This is a genomic window from Acidovorax sp. GW821-FHT10A04, from assembly GCF_059415825.1.
In genome coordinates, this window is sequence record NZ_JBWKNZ010000001.1 from 33,332 (window position 1) to 47,630 (window position 14,299).

Genomic DNA, 14,299 nt, shown 5'->3' on the forward strand with positions numbered 1-14,299 from the left:
TTAAAAGTGGTACGTGCGGTCGAACGGAGCAATGACACGGATAGACCGGCCCTCTTAGCAGTGCTGAAGCGTGCGCAATTGATGGAAGCAGGAGAGCCTTCGCTACAGAAACGAAGTAACTTGTATCCGGAGCGCGTCGTCGAGTGTTTGCATGTATCGTCGTGCTTCTCTTGTAAGGCTCTATCAATCTGGGTCGGCCGGCGAATGGTCTTCCCGGTGATTGAACTGCAAGGCGAGGCGCCTAACGAAGATCTTCCCGACGACATAAAAATCGATTTCCAGGAGGCGAGGCGAATCGTTGCTGAATCTCCTCGAGGCGCTGCGGCACTGCTCCGCCTTTGCATTCAAAAGCTGTGCAAGTCACTTGGTGAAAGTGGCGACGACATCAACAAAGACATTGGGGCACTGGTGAAGAAGGGGCTCAGTCCCTTGATTCAGCAAGCTCTGGACACGGTGCGTGTCATCGGCAACGAGAGCGTGCATCCAGGGACGATTGATCTTCGGGATGACCACGACACAGCTCTTGCACTGTTCCGCCTTGTCAACCTGATTGCTGACCAGCAAATCAGTACTCCAAAGCATGTAAATGCGCTGTACGCGAGCTTGCCCGTCAAGAAGTTAGTTGGCATTGCCCAAAGAGATGCTCCTAAATCCACGCCTTGATGGCTGTCTTCCGTCATCTTCTTATAGTGAAGTCGGAAAGCCCCGCAGGGCGAATAATGAGGGGCGGGTCCACGTCGCACAACGAAGGAAGCCGCAGCCGAAATCCATGCGGGCTTTGATCTTCAGGTCGCCCACCTTGAATCCCTTATGCCGGGATCTGCACGCCTTCACCGCCGTCCACCAGATAACAGACCACAGCAGCCTGAGATAAGTTCGTCTACGCAGTCAGCCTCCCGGGGTTGGTGTTGTCGGTTGCGGGAGATACTGTCGTTCTCTGGTTTTCGCCATGTCTGCAATTGTTTGAGCAAGATGGTGACTGGCTTGCTGTGAAAGCACATCGTGCAATCGGTTCAGTTCCATCGTCACGCTCTGGATGTTTGCCAGGGCAATGGCGAACGCTACTTGGTAGCGCTCGGCGTCCTGCTCAATTAGCTGACCGATTTTTGTCGGCGAGTCTGCGTAGATGCAGACTGGCGCGTACGCGGCTTCAGCTTCGCTTTTAGCCTTTTGAACCTCTTCCAGAGCCACTTTCCATCTGCTATCACCGTAGCCACCAGACCAGATCGCAAGGCTGTCGTGCAGTTTCGAAACTGCTGCGGAGAGGTTTTGCACTCGCCGATGCTCTAAGGTGCATGCGGACACCAGGCGGGCCACGTCTGATCGAGTGGTGCTGAGGTGCTGCGCAATCAGTGCTTGCTGTGCTTCTTTGGCTGATTTAGCAGATCGAGAGGACGCCACGGCGGAGACTACCGCCACGATGAATCCCAAAATACCGAGCACAGCGCCCAGACTTGTGGAGGTAGCTTGATCCACGGCATCGCCTTTCTTGCAGAGTCAATCCAAAAATGTATCCAAAATGTTGGCTCGAAAAACCCGTCTCCGCCAGAAGATCAATAGACAAGCGCCTTTCTGGGCGTTTTTTTGTTTATAGCCACCCATACGACAGGTGGATTTCGGCCGGTTGGCCTCTTCGCCCTCCAGCCCGGCGGACGTCCTACTCGACATAGGACAGCGGCAACGCCGTCGTGAACTTCAGCTCTTCCATCGCAAAACTGGACGACACGTCGAACAATTGGGTACCCGCAATCAAGCGCTTGTACACCTTGCCGTATGCGGCGATGTCGGGCACCACGACGCGCAGCAGGTAATCCACGTCACCGCTCATGCGGTAGAACTCCACCACCTCGGGAATGGCCTGGACCGTGGCGCGAAAGCGCTCGAACCACTCCTCGGTGTGGGTGCTCGTGCGCACCGACACGAACACCGTGACCCCTACGTTCACCTTGGCTGCGTCCACCAGGGCGACGTGGCGGGTGATCACACCCATCTCCTTGAGGCGCTGGACGCGCCGCCAGCAGGGTGTGGCCGAGAGGCCCACGCGGGCTGCCATGTCCGCAATCGGAGTTTCGGCATCGATCTGCAGAATCTCTATCAATTTGCAATCAATAGAATCCAATTTTATTTTTGCCATGATTTGGAGATTTTAATTCCAATTTCATGGCCAATCCTTGGAAAGATTGCAAGTCCTTGCTGCGTGGGCTCGCCGAGAATTTGGCGCCATGGAAGAAATTTATCTCGATGCCAATGCCACGACACCGGTACTCCCCCAGGCCCGCCTGGCGGCTCTGGCGGTGATGGGCGAAGCCTTTGGCAACCCCAGCAGCATCCATGGCAGTGGCCTGAAGGCGCGAGCGCTCATGGAGCAGGTACGCGACCGCGCCCGCCGCTTGCTGGGTGCGGCCGGTGGCCAACTGTGCTTCACCAGTGGCGCCACCGAAGGCATACAGACCGCCGTGCTGTCGGCCCTGACCGAACTGCGCCGCCGACGCGATGTCGGAGAAACCCAACAACCCCTGCAGCTGCTCTACGGGGCCACCGAACACAAGGCGGTGCCGGAGGCACTCAGGCACTGGAATGCCCTGCTGGGCCTGCACTGGCCGGTGCGCTCCATCCCGGTGGACCACCAGGGGCGGCACGACCTGGCCTGGCTGCGCCAGCAGGCACCGCAGGCCGGACTGGTATGCACCATGGCCGCCAACAACGAGACCGGGGTGGTCAGCGACCTCGACGGCATCTGCGCGGCGCTGGCGGACAGCAACGCGCTGTGGCTGGTCGACAGCGTGCAGGCCCTCGGCAAATTGCCACTGCACCTGGCCGAGCGCCGCATCGACTACGCCCCCTTTTCCGGGCACAAGCTCTATGCGCCCAAGGGCATCGGCATGCTGTACGTGCGCGAAGGCGCACCCTTCACCCCGCTGATGACAGGGGGCGGGCAGGAAGGCGCGCTGCGCGCAGGGACCGAGAACATCGCAGGCATTGCCGCACTGGGCGAGGTGCTGCAGGCCCTGGAAGCAGGAGACACCTTCGCGGACCAGGAGACGCTGTGGGCGCACCGCGAGCGCCTGGCGTTGGCGCTGACCGACTCCTTCCCCGGGCTGGTGTTCAACGCCCCGCCATCGCTGTGCCTGCCGACGACGCTGAACTTCGCCGTGCCCGGCCTTGCTTCCAGGCTGCTGCTGGACCTGTTCGATGCCGCCGGCCTGCGCGTCAGCGGCGGCTCGGCCTGCAGCGCGGCCAAGGCCCAACCCAGCTATGTGCTGGAGGCCATGGGCTTGCCCGCCTGGCAGAGTTCGGCGGCCGTGCGCCTGTCCTTCGGTGCGGCCGACTCCTGTGAGCTCATCGAGCGTGCCTGTGCACGCATCCGCGCCTGCGGCGCCTCGCTGCGCGCCCATGGCTTGACGGTCCATGCGCCCGCTGGCAACACCACGCCCACCGGTCTGGTGACCCGCTTCGTGGTCGATGGCGCCTGCTGCTACCTGGTGGCCGATGCGACCCGCCGCCACTGCGTGCTCATCGACCCCCTGCCCGCACACACCGAACAGATCACCCAGTGGCAGCGCCGCCACCACCACACCCTGGTCGCCGTGCTGGCAACCACCAGCCGCATGGAGCATGCCGCATCGGTGGCCACACTGAGCGCCGCCTTCCCGGAGTCCATGCAGGCGCTGGGCCCCGCCGAACCCCTGGGGTGGCCGCAGGGCGAGCACCAGATTCAGCTGAGTCAGCACCGCATCACGCGGCTGGCGCCACCCGTGCACAGCGCCGAGGCAGCCGCCTATGCCCTGCACACGCCCGACCAAGGCCAGCTGGCCTTTGTGGGCACCTCCGCCATGGCGGACGCGGGCTCCCAGCACTGGTTGACCCAAGCCTTGGCACCCCATGCGCTGCTGCTGCCCGGCCACGACGATGCACAGCACTTCGCCTGGACCCTGGGCCAGGCCGACTCCAGGCAACCATCGCGCCTCCAGGAGCCGCATGCCGAGCCAGAGGCACTGACCCTGTCCCGGGAGCGATGGCACCTGCAGTTCCGGACGTCCCCAGCCCCGCTTCTGGTCGACGTGCGTGAACCCTACGAGCACGCGCTGGGCGACAGGCCCGATCTAGGGCAAGGCGTCCACCCGAATGTTCAGGCGGTTCCCCTGGGCAGCCTGCTCAATGCCTTGCCCACCTGGCTGGGGCTGGAGGCCGATAGGCCCGTGCTGTTCTACTGTCGCAGCGGCAACCGCAGCGCGCAGGCGGCGCGCGCACTGCGCCGCCTGGGCCATGCCAACGCCTGGAGCCTGGAGGGCGGCCTGGCACTCTGGACGGCACAGGCCACACCGCCGGCCCTGGCCCGTTGAACGGCCGATAAAATCGCCCGTGAAACCCGCCCTGGCGCGAGACTCGGGCACATCAACGCTCTGCACTGGATCGCTTCGAATCCAGGTTCCTGCGACCACGGTCTTCGCCAGTGACGAGAACCACAGCGCCCTTTTGGGGCGCTTTTTTCTGGATACCCCCTGCCGCTGCACACATGACCGCAAGCCCCGATCCGAGCCCCTTCAGCAAACCCATCCTCATCGTCGCCGCCGGAAAGACCTTCCCCGGCATCCGCGAGGCCCAGGGTGACTTCGACGATTGGATTGCCGCAGGCCTGGGCGACGCACTTCCCCAGCTGCGCATCGATGCGCAGCGGGATGCAGCCGGCCTTCCCGATCCATCAGCGCTGTCGGCCGTGGTGGTCAGCGGCTCGCACGCCATGGTGTCGCACCGCGAGCCCTGGAGCGAACAGCTGGCGCTGTGGATGCGGCGCTGTGTCGAGGCGCAGGTGCCGGTGCTCGGCATCTGCTACGGGCACCAGTTGCTGGCGCATGCCTTCGGCGGGCGGGTGGACGACCTGCCGGGCGGGCCGGAGGTGGGCACGCACGCCGTGCGGTTGATGCCCGAGGCCGGGCAGGATGCGCTGTTCACCGGGCTGCCGGCCCAGTTCCCGGCGCAGCTGGTGCACTACCAATCGGTACTGCACCTGCCGGACGGGGCCGTGCTGCTGGCGCGCAGCGAACTGGAACCGCACCAGGCCTTTCGCGTGGGCGGCTGCGGCTGGGGCGTGCAGTTCCACCCGGAATTTTCGGCGCAGGCGATGCAGGCCTATGTGGCCCATGTCGACGGGGCGCTGGGTGCCCATGTCAGCGCCACACCGGACGCGGGCAGCGTGCTCAGCCGGTTCGCGGCGATGGTGGCTGCGCGCAGTTGAGGGCTGTTTCCGTGGTGCGCCTACCAGGGCACCATGATGGCGATCAGCAAAAAACCCACCACGACGGCGATGATGGCCACCGTGCGGCCGGTGGCAGACCGATTGCGGCCCGAAGAGTGGGGAACCTGACCGGAAGACGATGGGGACGGGGGCATGGCGGGCTCCTGGAGCGATCAAATGGATGCCCCGACCTTAGGCCCCACGCCACGCGGGCCGCGTAAGACAATGCTGCGTCCCTGGCAGCGACAAATGGCCGACCTGCGGCCCGCCCCTCAATAGGTGACCGTGACCTGCAGCGTGTCGGTGTACATGCCCGCGGGCAGGGCCGCCGGGGTCGATTTGTTGATCTGGCCGTGGATGGGCAGCGAGAACGCCGCACCGCTGGCCGGCACATTGATTCCGGTAACGGCCGAACCGGCAGGATAGGGCTGGGTATGGCCGGCGTCGCGGTACAGCTCGTAGGGGATGTAGGCGGCGGTGCTGCCATGGCGCATGGCGCGCGAGCCGGTGCCGATGCCCGTGCCGTGGCCTGCGTAGGCACCGGGGCCGACCTGGATGCTGATGCCCAGCACCTCGGGCGAGCAGACCAGTTGCGTGGGACCGGAGACGCCCTCGGCGCCCGAGGGCGTGGCCGTGACGGTGCCCGTGAACGTGCCGGGGCGGGTGCCGAAATCCAGGGTGCCGAAGTTCAGGCCCGCCGAGGCGCCAGAGCTGCCAGCGACCATGCAGCCGGCCGTGAGCTGCATCTGCGCCTGCAGAGTGCCGCCCAGGGTGCCTGCCGCCACCGGCCCTGCTGCCAGGCAGCCGGCCAGTGCCAGGCCTGTTGCCAGCCACCGTTGGCGGCCGGTCCATGGTTGTCGTTTGCCCGCGCGCATCGCGTTCACCTCAAAATATTCCCAGAAATCTTGCCTGCGGGGTGGATGGCTGCGGCCACCTTCGGCCACACCCTGCACCCCATCCCAAGCCCCCATGCACTGAACAACGGTGCCTGGAGCTCGACCCGTGCAAATCGTATCAGTTTGTAAACAATATATGTAGAGGGTTCTCCTCAGATGGCGGTCTGGGCGAGTTCCCGCACACCCCACGAGTCCAATCCACCCGCGGGACAATGGCGGCACGTTTGCCCCCCATGCCCCCCCAGACCCTGCTCACCGCGCTGCTGCCCCTGATGGCCAACCTGGCGCAAGACCTGCCCGAGACCGAGCGCCACCGGCGCCTGCTGGAGGCCCTGCGCGTGCTGCTGCCCTGCGACGCCACCGCCGTGCTGCGGCTCGATGGCGAATGGCTGGTGCCCCTGGCCGTCAACGGCCTCTCGCGCGACACGATGGGGCGGCGCTTTCGCGTGGCCGAGCACCCGCGCTTCATGCAGCTGCTGGCCGCCAGCGGTCCCGTGCGCTTTGCCGCCGACTGCGGCCTGCCCGACCCCTTCGACGGCCTGGTGGAGGGCCTGCAAGGCCACCTGCCGGTGCACGACTGCATGGGTTGCGCGCTGCAAGTGGACAGCCGGCCCTGGGGCGTGGTCACGCTCGACGCGCTGGAGGTGGGCCGCTTCTCGCGCGTGGCGCTGCCCACGCTGCAGGCCTTTGCCAGCCTGGCCGCCGCCAGCGTGGCCGTGGCCTCGCGCCTGCATGGCCTGGCGGCCGAGGCCGAGGGCGAGCGCCTGCGCGCCGACACCTATGCCACGCAGGCGGCCGGCGCGCGCGGCGGGCCGCGCCAGCTCATCGGGCATGGCGCAGCGCACAAGCGCCTGCTCAAGGAGATCGCGCTAGCTGGCCCGACCGAGCTGTGCGTGCTGATCCAGGGCGAGACCGGTACCGGCAAGGAGCTGGTGGCCCAGGCCCTGCATGCCGCATCGCCGCGCGCCAGGCGCCCGCTGGTCAGCATCAACTGCGCGGCCCTGCCCGACAGCCTGGTGGAGAGCGAGCTCTTCGGCCACGTGCGCGGCGCCTTCACCGGTGCCGTGGGCGAGCGGCGCGGCAAGTTCGAGCTGGCCGATGGCGGCACCCTCTTCCTCGACGAAGTGGCCGAGTTGCCCCCGCCCGTACAGGCCAAGCTGCTGCGCGTGCTGCAAAGCGGCCAGCTGCAGCGCCTGGGCTCCGACCGCGAACACCGCGTGGATGTGCGCGTGATCGCCGCCACCAACCGCGACCTGGCGCAGGAGGTGCGCGAGGGCCGCATGCGCGCGGACTTCTACCACCGCCTGAGCGTGTACCCGCTGCGGGTGCCACCGCTGCGCGAGCGCGGGCGCGATGTGCTGCCCATCGGCGGCTTCTTCCTGGAGGAGGCGCGCTCGCGCATGGGCCTGGGCGCCGTGCGGCTGGACGCCGCGGCCCAGGCCGCCCTGCTGGCCTACGACTGGCCGGGCAATGTGCGCGAGCTCGAACACCTGCTGGGCCGCAGCGTGGTCAAGGCGCTGGGCCGGCATGCGCAGCGCCCGCGCATCCTCACCCTGTCGGCCGAGGACCTGGACCTCGGCAGCGCGAAGAACACGACCACGGCCACGGCACCACCCGCCACGCCCGAAGCGCCCGCCAGTCACCTGGGCCTGCGCGACGCCGTGGCGCAGCTGGAGCGGCGCATGGTGCTCGACGCGCTGGCACAGCACAACCAGCAGTGGGCACCGGCCGCACGGTCCTTGCGCATCGATGCGGCCAACCTCGCGCGCATGGCCAGGCGGCTCGGGATCGAGAGGGGCTGAGCGCCCCTGTGCCCGCTGTTATTCCAGGGCCGATGCGGGCCCGAAGAATTCGAAGCGCGACTGCGCATCGGGCATGCCCCAGTGGCGCAGGCCGCGGCGCACCTGCTGCATGAAGGGCTTGGGCCCGAGGAAGTAGGCATCCACGTCGCGCGTATCGCGGGGCAACCAGCGCTCCAGCAGATCCAGGTCGAGCCGGCCCACGGCATCGGGCAGGCCGGGCGCGCCTTGCGTCACCTCGTCGTAGCAGTAGTAGCGCTGCAGCTGGGGATGGCGCGCGGCCGCCTCGTCGATGTGGTCGCGGAAGGCATGCACCTCGCCATTGCGCGCGCAGTGGATGAAGGTCACGGGGCGCTCGGTGGCCAGCGCTTGCTCCAGCATGGCCAGGGTGGGGGTGATGCCCACGCCGCCGCTGATCAGCACCACGGGCCGGTCGCCCTCGGCCAGCACGAAGCTGCCCGACGGGGGCAACAGCTGCAGGGTGTCGCCCTCGTGCACCTGGTCGTGCAGGTGGTTCGATGCCACGCCGCCCGCCTCGCGCTTGACGCTGATGCGGTAGCTGCGCCCGTTGGGCGCGGCCGACAGCGAGTAGTTGCGCCGGATGTCCTTGCCCTCCACGGTCAGGCACAGCCCGATGTATTGGCCCGGCGCAAAGTCCATGAGCGCGCCGCCGTCGGCCGGCACGAGGTGCAGGGAGGTGATCTCGGCACTCTCGCGCACCTTGCGCAGCACGGTGAAGGCACGCTGCCCGCGCCAGCCGCCAGGTGCCGCGGCCTGCGCGTCGTAGCGCGCCCGCTCGGCCCCGATCAGGATGTCGGCCAGTTGCCCGTAGGCGGCCGTCCACGCGTCCATCACCGCGTCGGTCGCCACCTCGGCGCCCAGCACGTCACGTATCGCGCGCAGCAGGCAACGGCCGACGATGGGGTAGTGCTCGGGCAGCACCTGCAGCGCCACGTGCTTGTTCACGATCTGCGAGGCCAGCGGGCCCATGGCTTCCAGCCGGTCGATGTGCTTGGCGTACATCAGCACCCCGTTGGCCAGTGCGCGCGGCTGGTCACCCTTGGCCTGGTGGGTCTCGTTGAAGAAGGGCCGCACCTCGGGGTGCTCGGCCAGCAGCATCTTGTAGAAGTAGGTGGTGAGCGCCTCGCCCCCTTGTTCGAGCAGGGGCACGGTGGACGAGACGATGGCGCGTTGGGAATCAGTGAGCATGGCGGGGGGACACAGGGATCGAGTGGATGAGACCCTGAACAGTGCAACCGCCGTGCCGACATGCGCGGCCTTGTGGATCAATGACTTGCATCAAGCACAAGTCACAACGACTGGCACGGATGGCTGGTCGTTTTGACTTTTCAATGTCGAAATGACTGGCATGCGAGGAGCACTGATTTCCCGGCGGCGGGATGGGATTTTCCTGACCGAACGTATGCTCGCGGGCATGCAGCCTGCACCCGACATCGTTCCCCAGCTCACAGGTGCGTGCGCCGTGCTCGCCCACCACCTGGGCGATGACCTGCGCGCCATCCACCTGTACGGCTCGGCGGTGCACGGCGGCCTGCAGCCCCGCAGCGACATCGACCTCATGGTGACCGTGGCCCAGCCCCTGGCCGGTGCCACGCGCCAGGCGCTGATGTGCGCGCTGCTGGCGCACTCAGCCCCGCCCGGCAGCCCCGGCGCCCTGCGCGCGCTGGAGGTGACGGTGGTCGTCCTCGGCGAGGTCGTGCCCTGGCGCTACCCGGCACGGCGCGAGATGCAGTATGGCGAATGGCTGCGCGACGACATCCTGGCCGGCCACATCGAACCCGCGATGCCGGACCCCGACCTGGCAATCCTGCTCACCAAGCTGCGGCTGCACAGCGTGGCGCTGGTGGGCCCACCCGCCGTGGACCTGTTCGCCCCCGTGCCCGCCCGCGACCTGCGCCGGGCGCTGGCCGACACCATCGCGCAGTGGAATGCACCGCCCGACTGGCAGGGGGAAGAGGCCTCCATCCTGCTCGCCCTGGCACGCATCTGGTACAGCGCCAGCACCGGCGCCATTGCATCGAAGGATGCTGCGGCCGCCTGGGCGGCAGAGTGCATGCCGCCCGAGCACGCCGCGCTGGTGCAACGCGCGGCACGGGCCTACCTGGGCGGGCTGGAAGATGGCGGGCTGGCCGCCATGCCCGATGCCGTGGCCGCCACCATCCGCTGGTGCAAGGCGCGCATCGCGCAGCTGCTGTTGCAGGCGCCCGCAGGCTGAGGCAGGCTGAGCGCCCTGCGGGGGCTACAAGGGCGTTGCCGTCAGATGCAGGCCCTGCCTGGCCTCGTTGGTGTGCATGAGGAACGACGACACGAGCTGGTGCACGCTTGCCTTGTCGAGGTGGGTGTCGAGCCGGATGTACAGGCCGTCGCATGTCGGCTTGGCCGCTCGCAGGCGCGCCTTGGCCCGCGGCATGGAGCGGACGACGTGCTTGAGGGCCCCCCTGAGCGCGCAATAGGCCTGCAGCACATCGTCCCTGCTGGGCTCCGCCGAGAGGCCAGCCAGCGCTGCAGTGCCCGCTGATGGGGTGTGGGCGATCCGATAGCTGTAGATCATGCGGCACCTCCTTGCACTGCCTGCACCTTAAGCGCCAAGCCCGCGCGATGGTGTAGGCAAAAACCCCTGCCATGGCGCCGCGCTCCAGTTCGCCCTGGCTTGCACCACCGAATCTACCGTCCACAGCCACCGTGGATGACCCTGTGGAAAACGCCGGTGGATACGGCGCAAAGCCAATGCTGGCGCGGCTTGCAACGCGATGCCTGCCATTTCATCAGTGCCCGGTGCAAGGGGTGCCACAGGCGCGCACACCGTCCACAGCGGGCGTGGATGACCCTGTGGACAAGCAGGTTGAATGCGCGCCAGAGCCAGCACTGGCGCGGCCTGCAACGCAGTGCCTGCGAATTCATCAGCCCTGCGCAGTCACCGGCGCCCCTGCCCGTCCGCAGCGAACCCGCCCTGCCCCTTGCCGTGCCTGCGGCGCGTGCACAGCACAATGAGTCCACAGCCACCGTGGATGACCCTGTGGAAAAGGCCTGTGCATGCCGCGCAAAGCCAATGCCGGCGCGGCTTGCAACGCGGTGCCTGCGAATTGACCAATGGCCGTGCAGCGGGTGAAACAAGGCCTCCATGGGCGCCCGCAAACTCCACAGCCGGCGTGGATGACTTTGTGGACAACTCCTGTACAGGCACGCCAGAACCAGCACTGGCGCGGCCTGCAACGCGGTGCCTGCGAATTCATCAGCCACGCGCCGCAGCCGCCTCCGAGGCCCGCCCCCAAGCGCGCCGAGGGCGCGGCGTGCAGGGACGGACCCGCCATCCACAGCCGCCGTGGATGACTCTGTGGAAAACCCCCGGGTATACGCCGCAAAGCTAGCACTGGCGCGGCTTGCGACGCGGTGCCTGTTCTTTCATCAGCCCGCTGCTGCGCGGCGGGGAACGGCGGTCGGGGCAATTTTTCAGCCCTGGCACAGGGCTGGAAAAAGCCCACCCGTGGTGCTGAGCACAGCCCCGGTGCATCGCGCCCCCGCGGCGAGTGGCAACCGTCCACAGCCACCGTGGATGACCCTGTGGATAACACCTGTGCATACCCGCCGGGCCCAGCACTGGCGCGGGTTTCAACGCAGTGCCTGCGATTTGACCAGTGCGCCGGCGCATGCACGGCTACACTGCCCGCAGGAGGTGTGCCATGCAACCAGATTCGTCACCCGCGGCCGGCAGGGCCCCCTTTCTGCCGGACGTTGCCAGGATTGCGCTGGGCGTGTTCATCGGCGGCCTGGCGTCCCTGTTCGCCCACGATGCCATCGTCGGCCAGCGCCCACCGGCACCACCGCCAGCCACGCCCGCGGTGATGCAGTCACGGCCCGTAGGCGACGACAGCAACAACAGCAGCAGCACGCAGGCCACGCCGCCGCCCGTGGTGGTCCAGCCCGCACCGCCACCACCACCGCCCGCGCTCCCCGCCCCGCCACCACCAGCCCCGCCACAGGCCGAGCCCCCCGCCAGCCAGCCCCTGCCGGCCACGCAGGATGCGCAGAGCCAGAAGAAAGCCGACGACGACCTCAAGACGGCCCAGGCACTGGCCGCCCGGCTGGAAGCCGAGCGCCAGCAACGCCGGGCCGACGCCTGGGCCCGCTACTTCCAGCCCAGCCCGGTGTGCCGGGCCGATCCGACCACGCGCCCCTGCGCCGACGCCCACCTGGCGGCGCGCAAGCGCTTCGATGCGCAGTACGTGGACCGCTGACGGCGCATTCCAGCGGCGGCACCCCCGCCCTTCTTTGCCGATGAACAGCCAGCTGCGCTTTGTGATGCACCCCGACGACGAGCGCGAGTTCGCGGCGCAGGTCCTTGCCGACCCCGCCGTGCTGCTGATCGACGGCCCGCGCTGGAAGGCCGCAGCGCCAGAGACGTTCCGCACCCTCGATGCCATCCGCGGCAGCTATTGCATCCTTTGGTCGCCCGATGACCAGGCGGCGCTGGACGCGCGCTACATCGCCGGCTGCAACGACTGGTACTGCGAATCGGAGTACGCCACGGTGCAGTTCCTGCGCTCCGAGGTCTTCACAGGCGGTGTGCTCACCGAGGGGCGCATCGCGGTCTCCACGGGCAACGCCAGCGCGCAAGCCGCCCAGGGGGTGGAGCGGCGCTACAAGGCCCTGGGCCGCTTCGTGCGCAAGCACTACACCAACGCGGTGGTCTGCTGGTGCAACCCCAGCCAGCCCTTCGGCCCGGCCGTGCCGGGGCGCTCGGCCAACCCCGGCAAGCCCGACGCGCAGGTCTGGGTGGGGCCGCACGCACTGCAGTGGCTGCGCGCGGATGCGCCGCAGCGCTGCGTCAAGCAATCCCGCAATGCCGTGGTGGAGGCGCGGCTGGCGGACAGCTTTCCGGCCACGGTGTAGCCGCTCCGCTGCGCCCGGCCTCCGTGATCAGGGCCGCGTGCGCGCTGGCACGCGTGTCTCCAGCGCACCGGGCACATAGGCCGGCGCAAAGCTGCAGCCCGCGCCAAAGCGCGCTTCCAGCGAGGTGCAGCGCTGCGCCACACTGGTGGGCGTGGGCTTGGTGCGCGTCTCTACCCAGTCGAGCAGCGAGGTCACCAGGGCCGGGTAGGTCGGGTCGCTGATGTAGCTGTGCGTACCGGTGTTCACGAAGGTCTGCACCAGGCGCTCGCCGCTGCCGCCGCGGTCCATCACGGTCTTGAAGTAGGCGTCCAGTTCGACGAAGGCTGTGGGGTCGCTGATCCACTTGGTGGTGAGCACGGGCACGGGGATGATGCCCTTGGGGTCGGTGTCGTCGCCGAAGCGCTGCACTGCGACCGGATCGGCGCGGTAGCGCAGTACGCCGGCGTTGAGCGCCGCGTCGTCGGCAGATCCGCTGTAGACCACGCCGGTGTTGCCGAAGGGGCTGGCGCCGCCGGTGCGCTTGGCGGTCACGTCCTGGAAATGGTAGGTGCCCCAGCTCAGGTGGGCCGAGATCGAGCTGGCGGGAATCTTTACCACCTTTTCGATGGTCTCGACCTTGCGCTGCTGCTCGGGCGTGCGCTGCGCGGCGGTCTTGTCCAGGCCCAGGCATTCGTTGGCGCGGGCGTTGAAATCGTCGCGCGCCAGGGTCAGCGTGGCGGGCAGGCCGAGGTTGAGCGCATAGCTCGCCTCGGTGGGCCGCGGGTGGTTGTTGCACAGGTACTGGTAGACCACGCGCAGGTCCAGGCGGAAGTCGTACGAACGCGTGCCACCGGCCAGCACGCCGCTGGTGAGCAGCACGGCATCGTAGGGCTGCGATCCCACGGTCTGCGCCGTGAACATCTCGGCGGCCTTGGCGGCCACGCCCGCGCCCCACGACTGCCCGTGCAGCACGGTGCGCTTGGGCACGGCCACGTGCTCGTTGAAGATGCGGCGCAGGCGCTCGGTGTCCTCGGCCGCGGCGCGCACTTCGACCCCGCCCTGGCGGAAGGTGGAACCCGCCCAGGCGTAGCCGGCCTTGACCATGATGGCCCAGCGCACCAGGTCTTCCTGCGCGCGCTCGGCCGTGGGGGCGGCCAGATCGGGCCCGCCATGCGCGTGCAGGACCAGGTTGCCACCCCAGTCCTTGGGCGTGGCGATGAGGTAGTAGGCGCCGGCCGAGTCGCGCCCGCCCAGGCAGGTGGCGGTGGTGGGCAGCTCGGCAGGGCAGGCCACGGGCGTGGGCTTGGCCTCGGGCGGGTACGCGGGGCTGTCGCTGCCGCCGCAGGCCGACAGCAGGGTGACGACCGACAGGATGGACAGGACGGACAGGGTCGACGAAGCGACCGGGCTGCGCGAGCCGGTGGTGGAACGCATGGATGGGTCTCCGGTTGTTGTTGTGGCAAAAGCGTGTTCCTCTG

General features: G+C 67.8%; 14 protein-coding genes. 7 read left to right on the forward strand and 7 right to left on the reverse strand.

Annotation, left to right across the window (positions count from 1 at the left end; translation table 11 throughout):
• Positions 1 to 216 precede the first annotated feature (216 nt).
• The gene (locus AC07PF_RS00165) at positions 217 to 663 is read left to right on the forward strand and encodes a DUF4145 domain-containing protein (protein ID WP_494610491.1); all 447 of its coding nucleotides are present in this window, start codon (positions 217 to 219) and stop codon (positions 661 to 663) included.
• A gap of 225 nt (positions 664 to 888) precedes the next feature.
• Here the strand turns inward: AC07PF_RS00165 and AC07PF_RS00170 are convergent, their stop codons facing one another.
• Positions 889 to 1,476 (reverse strand): hypothetical protein, encoded by a 588-nt coding sequence (locus AC07PF_RS00170; protein ID WP_494610492.1) that lies wholly within the window; start codon positions 1,474 to 1,476, stop codon positions 889 to 891.
• 181 nt (positions 1,477 to 1,657) lie between these two features.
• Entirely contained in the window at positions 1,658 to 2,134 is a 477-nt protein-coding gene (locus AC07PF_RS00175; RefSeq protein ID WP_145694996.1) for an Lrp/AsnC family transcriptional regulator, read from the reverse strand.
• A gap of 88 nt (positions 2,135 to 2,222) precedes the next feature.
• Here AC07PF_RS00175 and AC07PF_RS00180 point away from each other — a divergent pair, with 88 nt between their 5' ends.
• Both AC07PF_RS00180 and AC07PF_RS00185 read left to right on the forward strand, forming a co-directional pair.
• On the forward strand, positions 2,223 to 4,343 hold the full coding sequence (locus AC07PF_RS00180) for an aminotransferase class V-fold PLP-dependent enzyme (protein ID WP_494610493.1): 2,121 nt from the start codon (positions 2,223 to 2,225) through the stop codon (positions 4,341 to 4,343).
• 173 nt (positions 4,344 to 4,516) lie between these two features.
• Positions 4,517 to 5,236, forward strand: a complete 720-nt coding sequence (locus tag AC07PF_RS00185; protein WP_494610494.1) for a glutamine amidotransferase — start codon at positions 4,517 to 4,519, stop codon at positions 5,234 to 5,236.
• Between the two features lie 20 nt (positions 5,237 to 5,256).
• On the opposite strand, the gene AC07PF_RS00190 is transcribed toward AC07PF_RS00185, so the two are convergent.
• Positions 5,257 to 5,391 (reverse strand): hypothetical protein, encoded by a 135-nt coding sequence (locus AC07PF_RS00190; protein ID WP_007855607.1) that lies wholly within the window; start codon positions 5,389 to 5,391, stop codon positions 5,257 to 5,259.
• 117 nt (positions 5,392 to 5,508) lie between these two features.
• Positions 5,509 to 6,111 (reverse strand): Csu type fimbrial protein, encoded by a 603-nt coding sequence (locus tag AC07PF_RS00195; protein ID WP_494610991.1) that lies wholly within the window; start codon positions 6,109 to 6,111, stop codon positions 5,509 to 5,511.
• A gap of 254 nt (positions 6,112 to 6,365) precedes the next feature.
• On the opposite strand from AC07PF_RS00195, the gene norR reads away from it, so the two are divergent.
• Positions 6,366 to 7,934, forward strand: coding sequence for a nitric oxide reductase transcriptional regulator NorR (norR, locus tag AC07PF_RS00200; RefSeq protein WP_494610495.1), 1,569 nt, complete (start codon positions 6,366 to 6,368; stop codon positions 7,932 to 7,934).
• Positions 7,935 to 7,952: 18 nt separating this feature from the next.
• Here norR and hmpA read toward each other — a convergent pair whose 3' ends face one another.
• Entirely contained in the window at positions 7,953 to 9,140 is a 1,188-nt protein-coding gene (gene hmpA, locus AC07PF_RS00205) for an NO-inducible flavohemoprotein (protein ID WP_494610496.1), read from the reverse strand.
• Positions 9,141 to 9,366: 226 nt separating this feature from the next.
• On the opposite strand from hmpA, the gene AC07PF_RS00210 reads away from it, so the two are divergent.
• On the forward strand, positions 9,367 to 10,167 hold the full coding sequence (locus AC07PF_RS00210) for an aminoglycoside adenylyltransferase family protein (RefSeq protein ID WP_494610497.1): 801 nt from the start codon (positions 9,367 to 9,369) through the stop codon (positions 10,165 to 10,167).
• A 24-nt stretch (positions 10,168 to 10,191) separates the two neighbouring features.
• On the opposite strand, the gene AC07PF_RS00215 is transcribed toward AC07PF_RS00210, so the two are convergent.
• A complete protein-coding gene (locus AC07PF_RS00215; RefSeq protein ID WP_494610498.1) occupies positions 10,192 to 10,503 on the reverse strand; it encodes a hypothetical protein in 312 nt (103 codons plus the stop codon).
• 1,129 nt (positions 10,504 to 11,632) lie between these two features.
• On the opposite strand from AC07PF_RS00215, the gene AC07PF_RS00220 reads away from it, so the two are divergent.
• Both AC07PF_RS00220 and AC07PF_RS00225 read left to right on the forward strand, forming a co-directional pair.
• The gene (locus AC07PF_RS00220) at positions 11,633 to 12,187 is read left to right on the forward strand and encodes a hypothetical protein (protein ID WP_494610499.1); all 555 of its coding nucleotides are present in this window, start codon (positions 11,633 to 11,635) and stop codon (positions 12,185 to 12,187) included.
• Positions 12,188 to 12,227: 40 nt separating this feature from the next.
• Entirely contained in the window at positions 12,228 to 12,842 is a 615-nt protein-coding gene (locus AC07PF_RS00225) for a DUF8467 domain-containing protein (protein WP_494610500.1), read from the forward strand.
• Positions 12,843 to 12,869: 27 nt separating this feature from the next.
• On the opposite strand, the gene AC07PF_RS00230 is transcribed toward AC07PF_RS00225, so the two are convergent.
• Positions 12,870 to 14,255 carry an alpha/beta hydrolase gene (locus AC07PF_RS00230; RefSeq protein WP_494610501.1) on the reverse strand — a complete coding sequence of 462 codons (1,386 nt, stop codon included), beginning with the start codon at positions 14,253 to 14,255 and terminating at the stop codon, positions 12,870 to 12,872.
• Positions 14,256 to 14,299: the final 44 nt, after the last annotated feature.

What these genes read in the sequence shown, in the direction of transcription:
- AC07PF_RS00175 (WP_145694996.1), bottom strand. Translation starts at nt 2,134, where the DNA reads ATGGCAAAAATAAAATTGGATTCTATTGATTGCAAATTGATAGAGATT.
- AC07PF_RS00180 (WP_494610493.1), top strand. Translation starts at nt 2,223, where the DNA reads ATGGAAGAAATTTATCTCGATGCCAATGCCACGACACCGGTACTCCCC.
- AC07PF_RS00185 (WP_494610494.1), top strand. Translation starts at nt 4,517, where the DNA reads ATGACCGCAAGCCCCGATCCGAGCCCCTTCAGCAAACCCATCCTCATC.
- AC07PF_RS00190 (WP_007855607.1), bottom strand. Translation starts at nt 5,391, where the DNA reads ATGCCCCCGTCCCCATCGTCTTCCGGTCAGGTTCCCCACTCTTCGGGC.
- AC07PF_RS00195 (WP_494610991.1), bottom strand. Translation starts at nt 6,111, where the DNA reads ATGCGCGCGGGCAAACGACAACCATGGACCGGCCGCCAACGGTGGCTG.
- norR (WP_494610495.1), top strand. Translation starts at nt 6,366, where the DNA reads ATGCCCCCCCAGACCCTGCTCACCGCGCTGCTGCCCCTGATGGCCAAC.
- hmpA (WP_494610496.1), bottom strand. Translation starts at nt 9,140, where the DNA reads ATGCTCACTGATTCCCAACGCGCCATCGTCTCGTCCACCGTGCCCCTG.
- AC07PF_RS00210 (WP_494610497.1), top strand. Translation starts at nt 9,367, where the DNA reads ATGCAGCCTGCACCCGACATCGTTCCCCAGCTCACAGGTGCGTGCGCC.
- AC07PF_RS00215 (WP_494610498.1), bottom strand. Translation starts at nt 10,503, where the DNA reads ATGATCTACAGCTATCGGATCGCCCACACCCCATCAGCGGGCACTGCA.
- AC07PF_RS00220 (WP_494610499.1), top strand. Translation starts at nt 11,633, where the DNA reads ATGCAACCAGATTCGTCACCCGCGGCCGGCAGGGCCCCCTTTCTGCCG.
- AC07PF_RS00225 (WP_494610500.1), top strand. Translation starts at nt 12,228, where the DNA reads ATGAACAGCCAGCTGCGCTTTGTGATGCACCCCGACGACGAGCGCGAG.
- AC07PF_RS00230 (WP_494610501.1), bottom strand. Translation starts at nt 14,255, where the DNA reads ATGCGTTCCACCACCGGCTCGCGCAGCCCGGTCGCTTCGTCGACCCTG.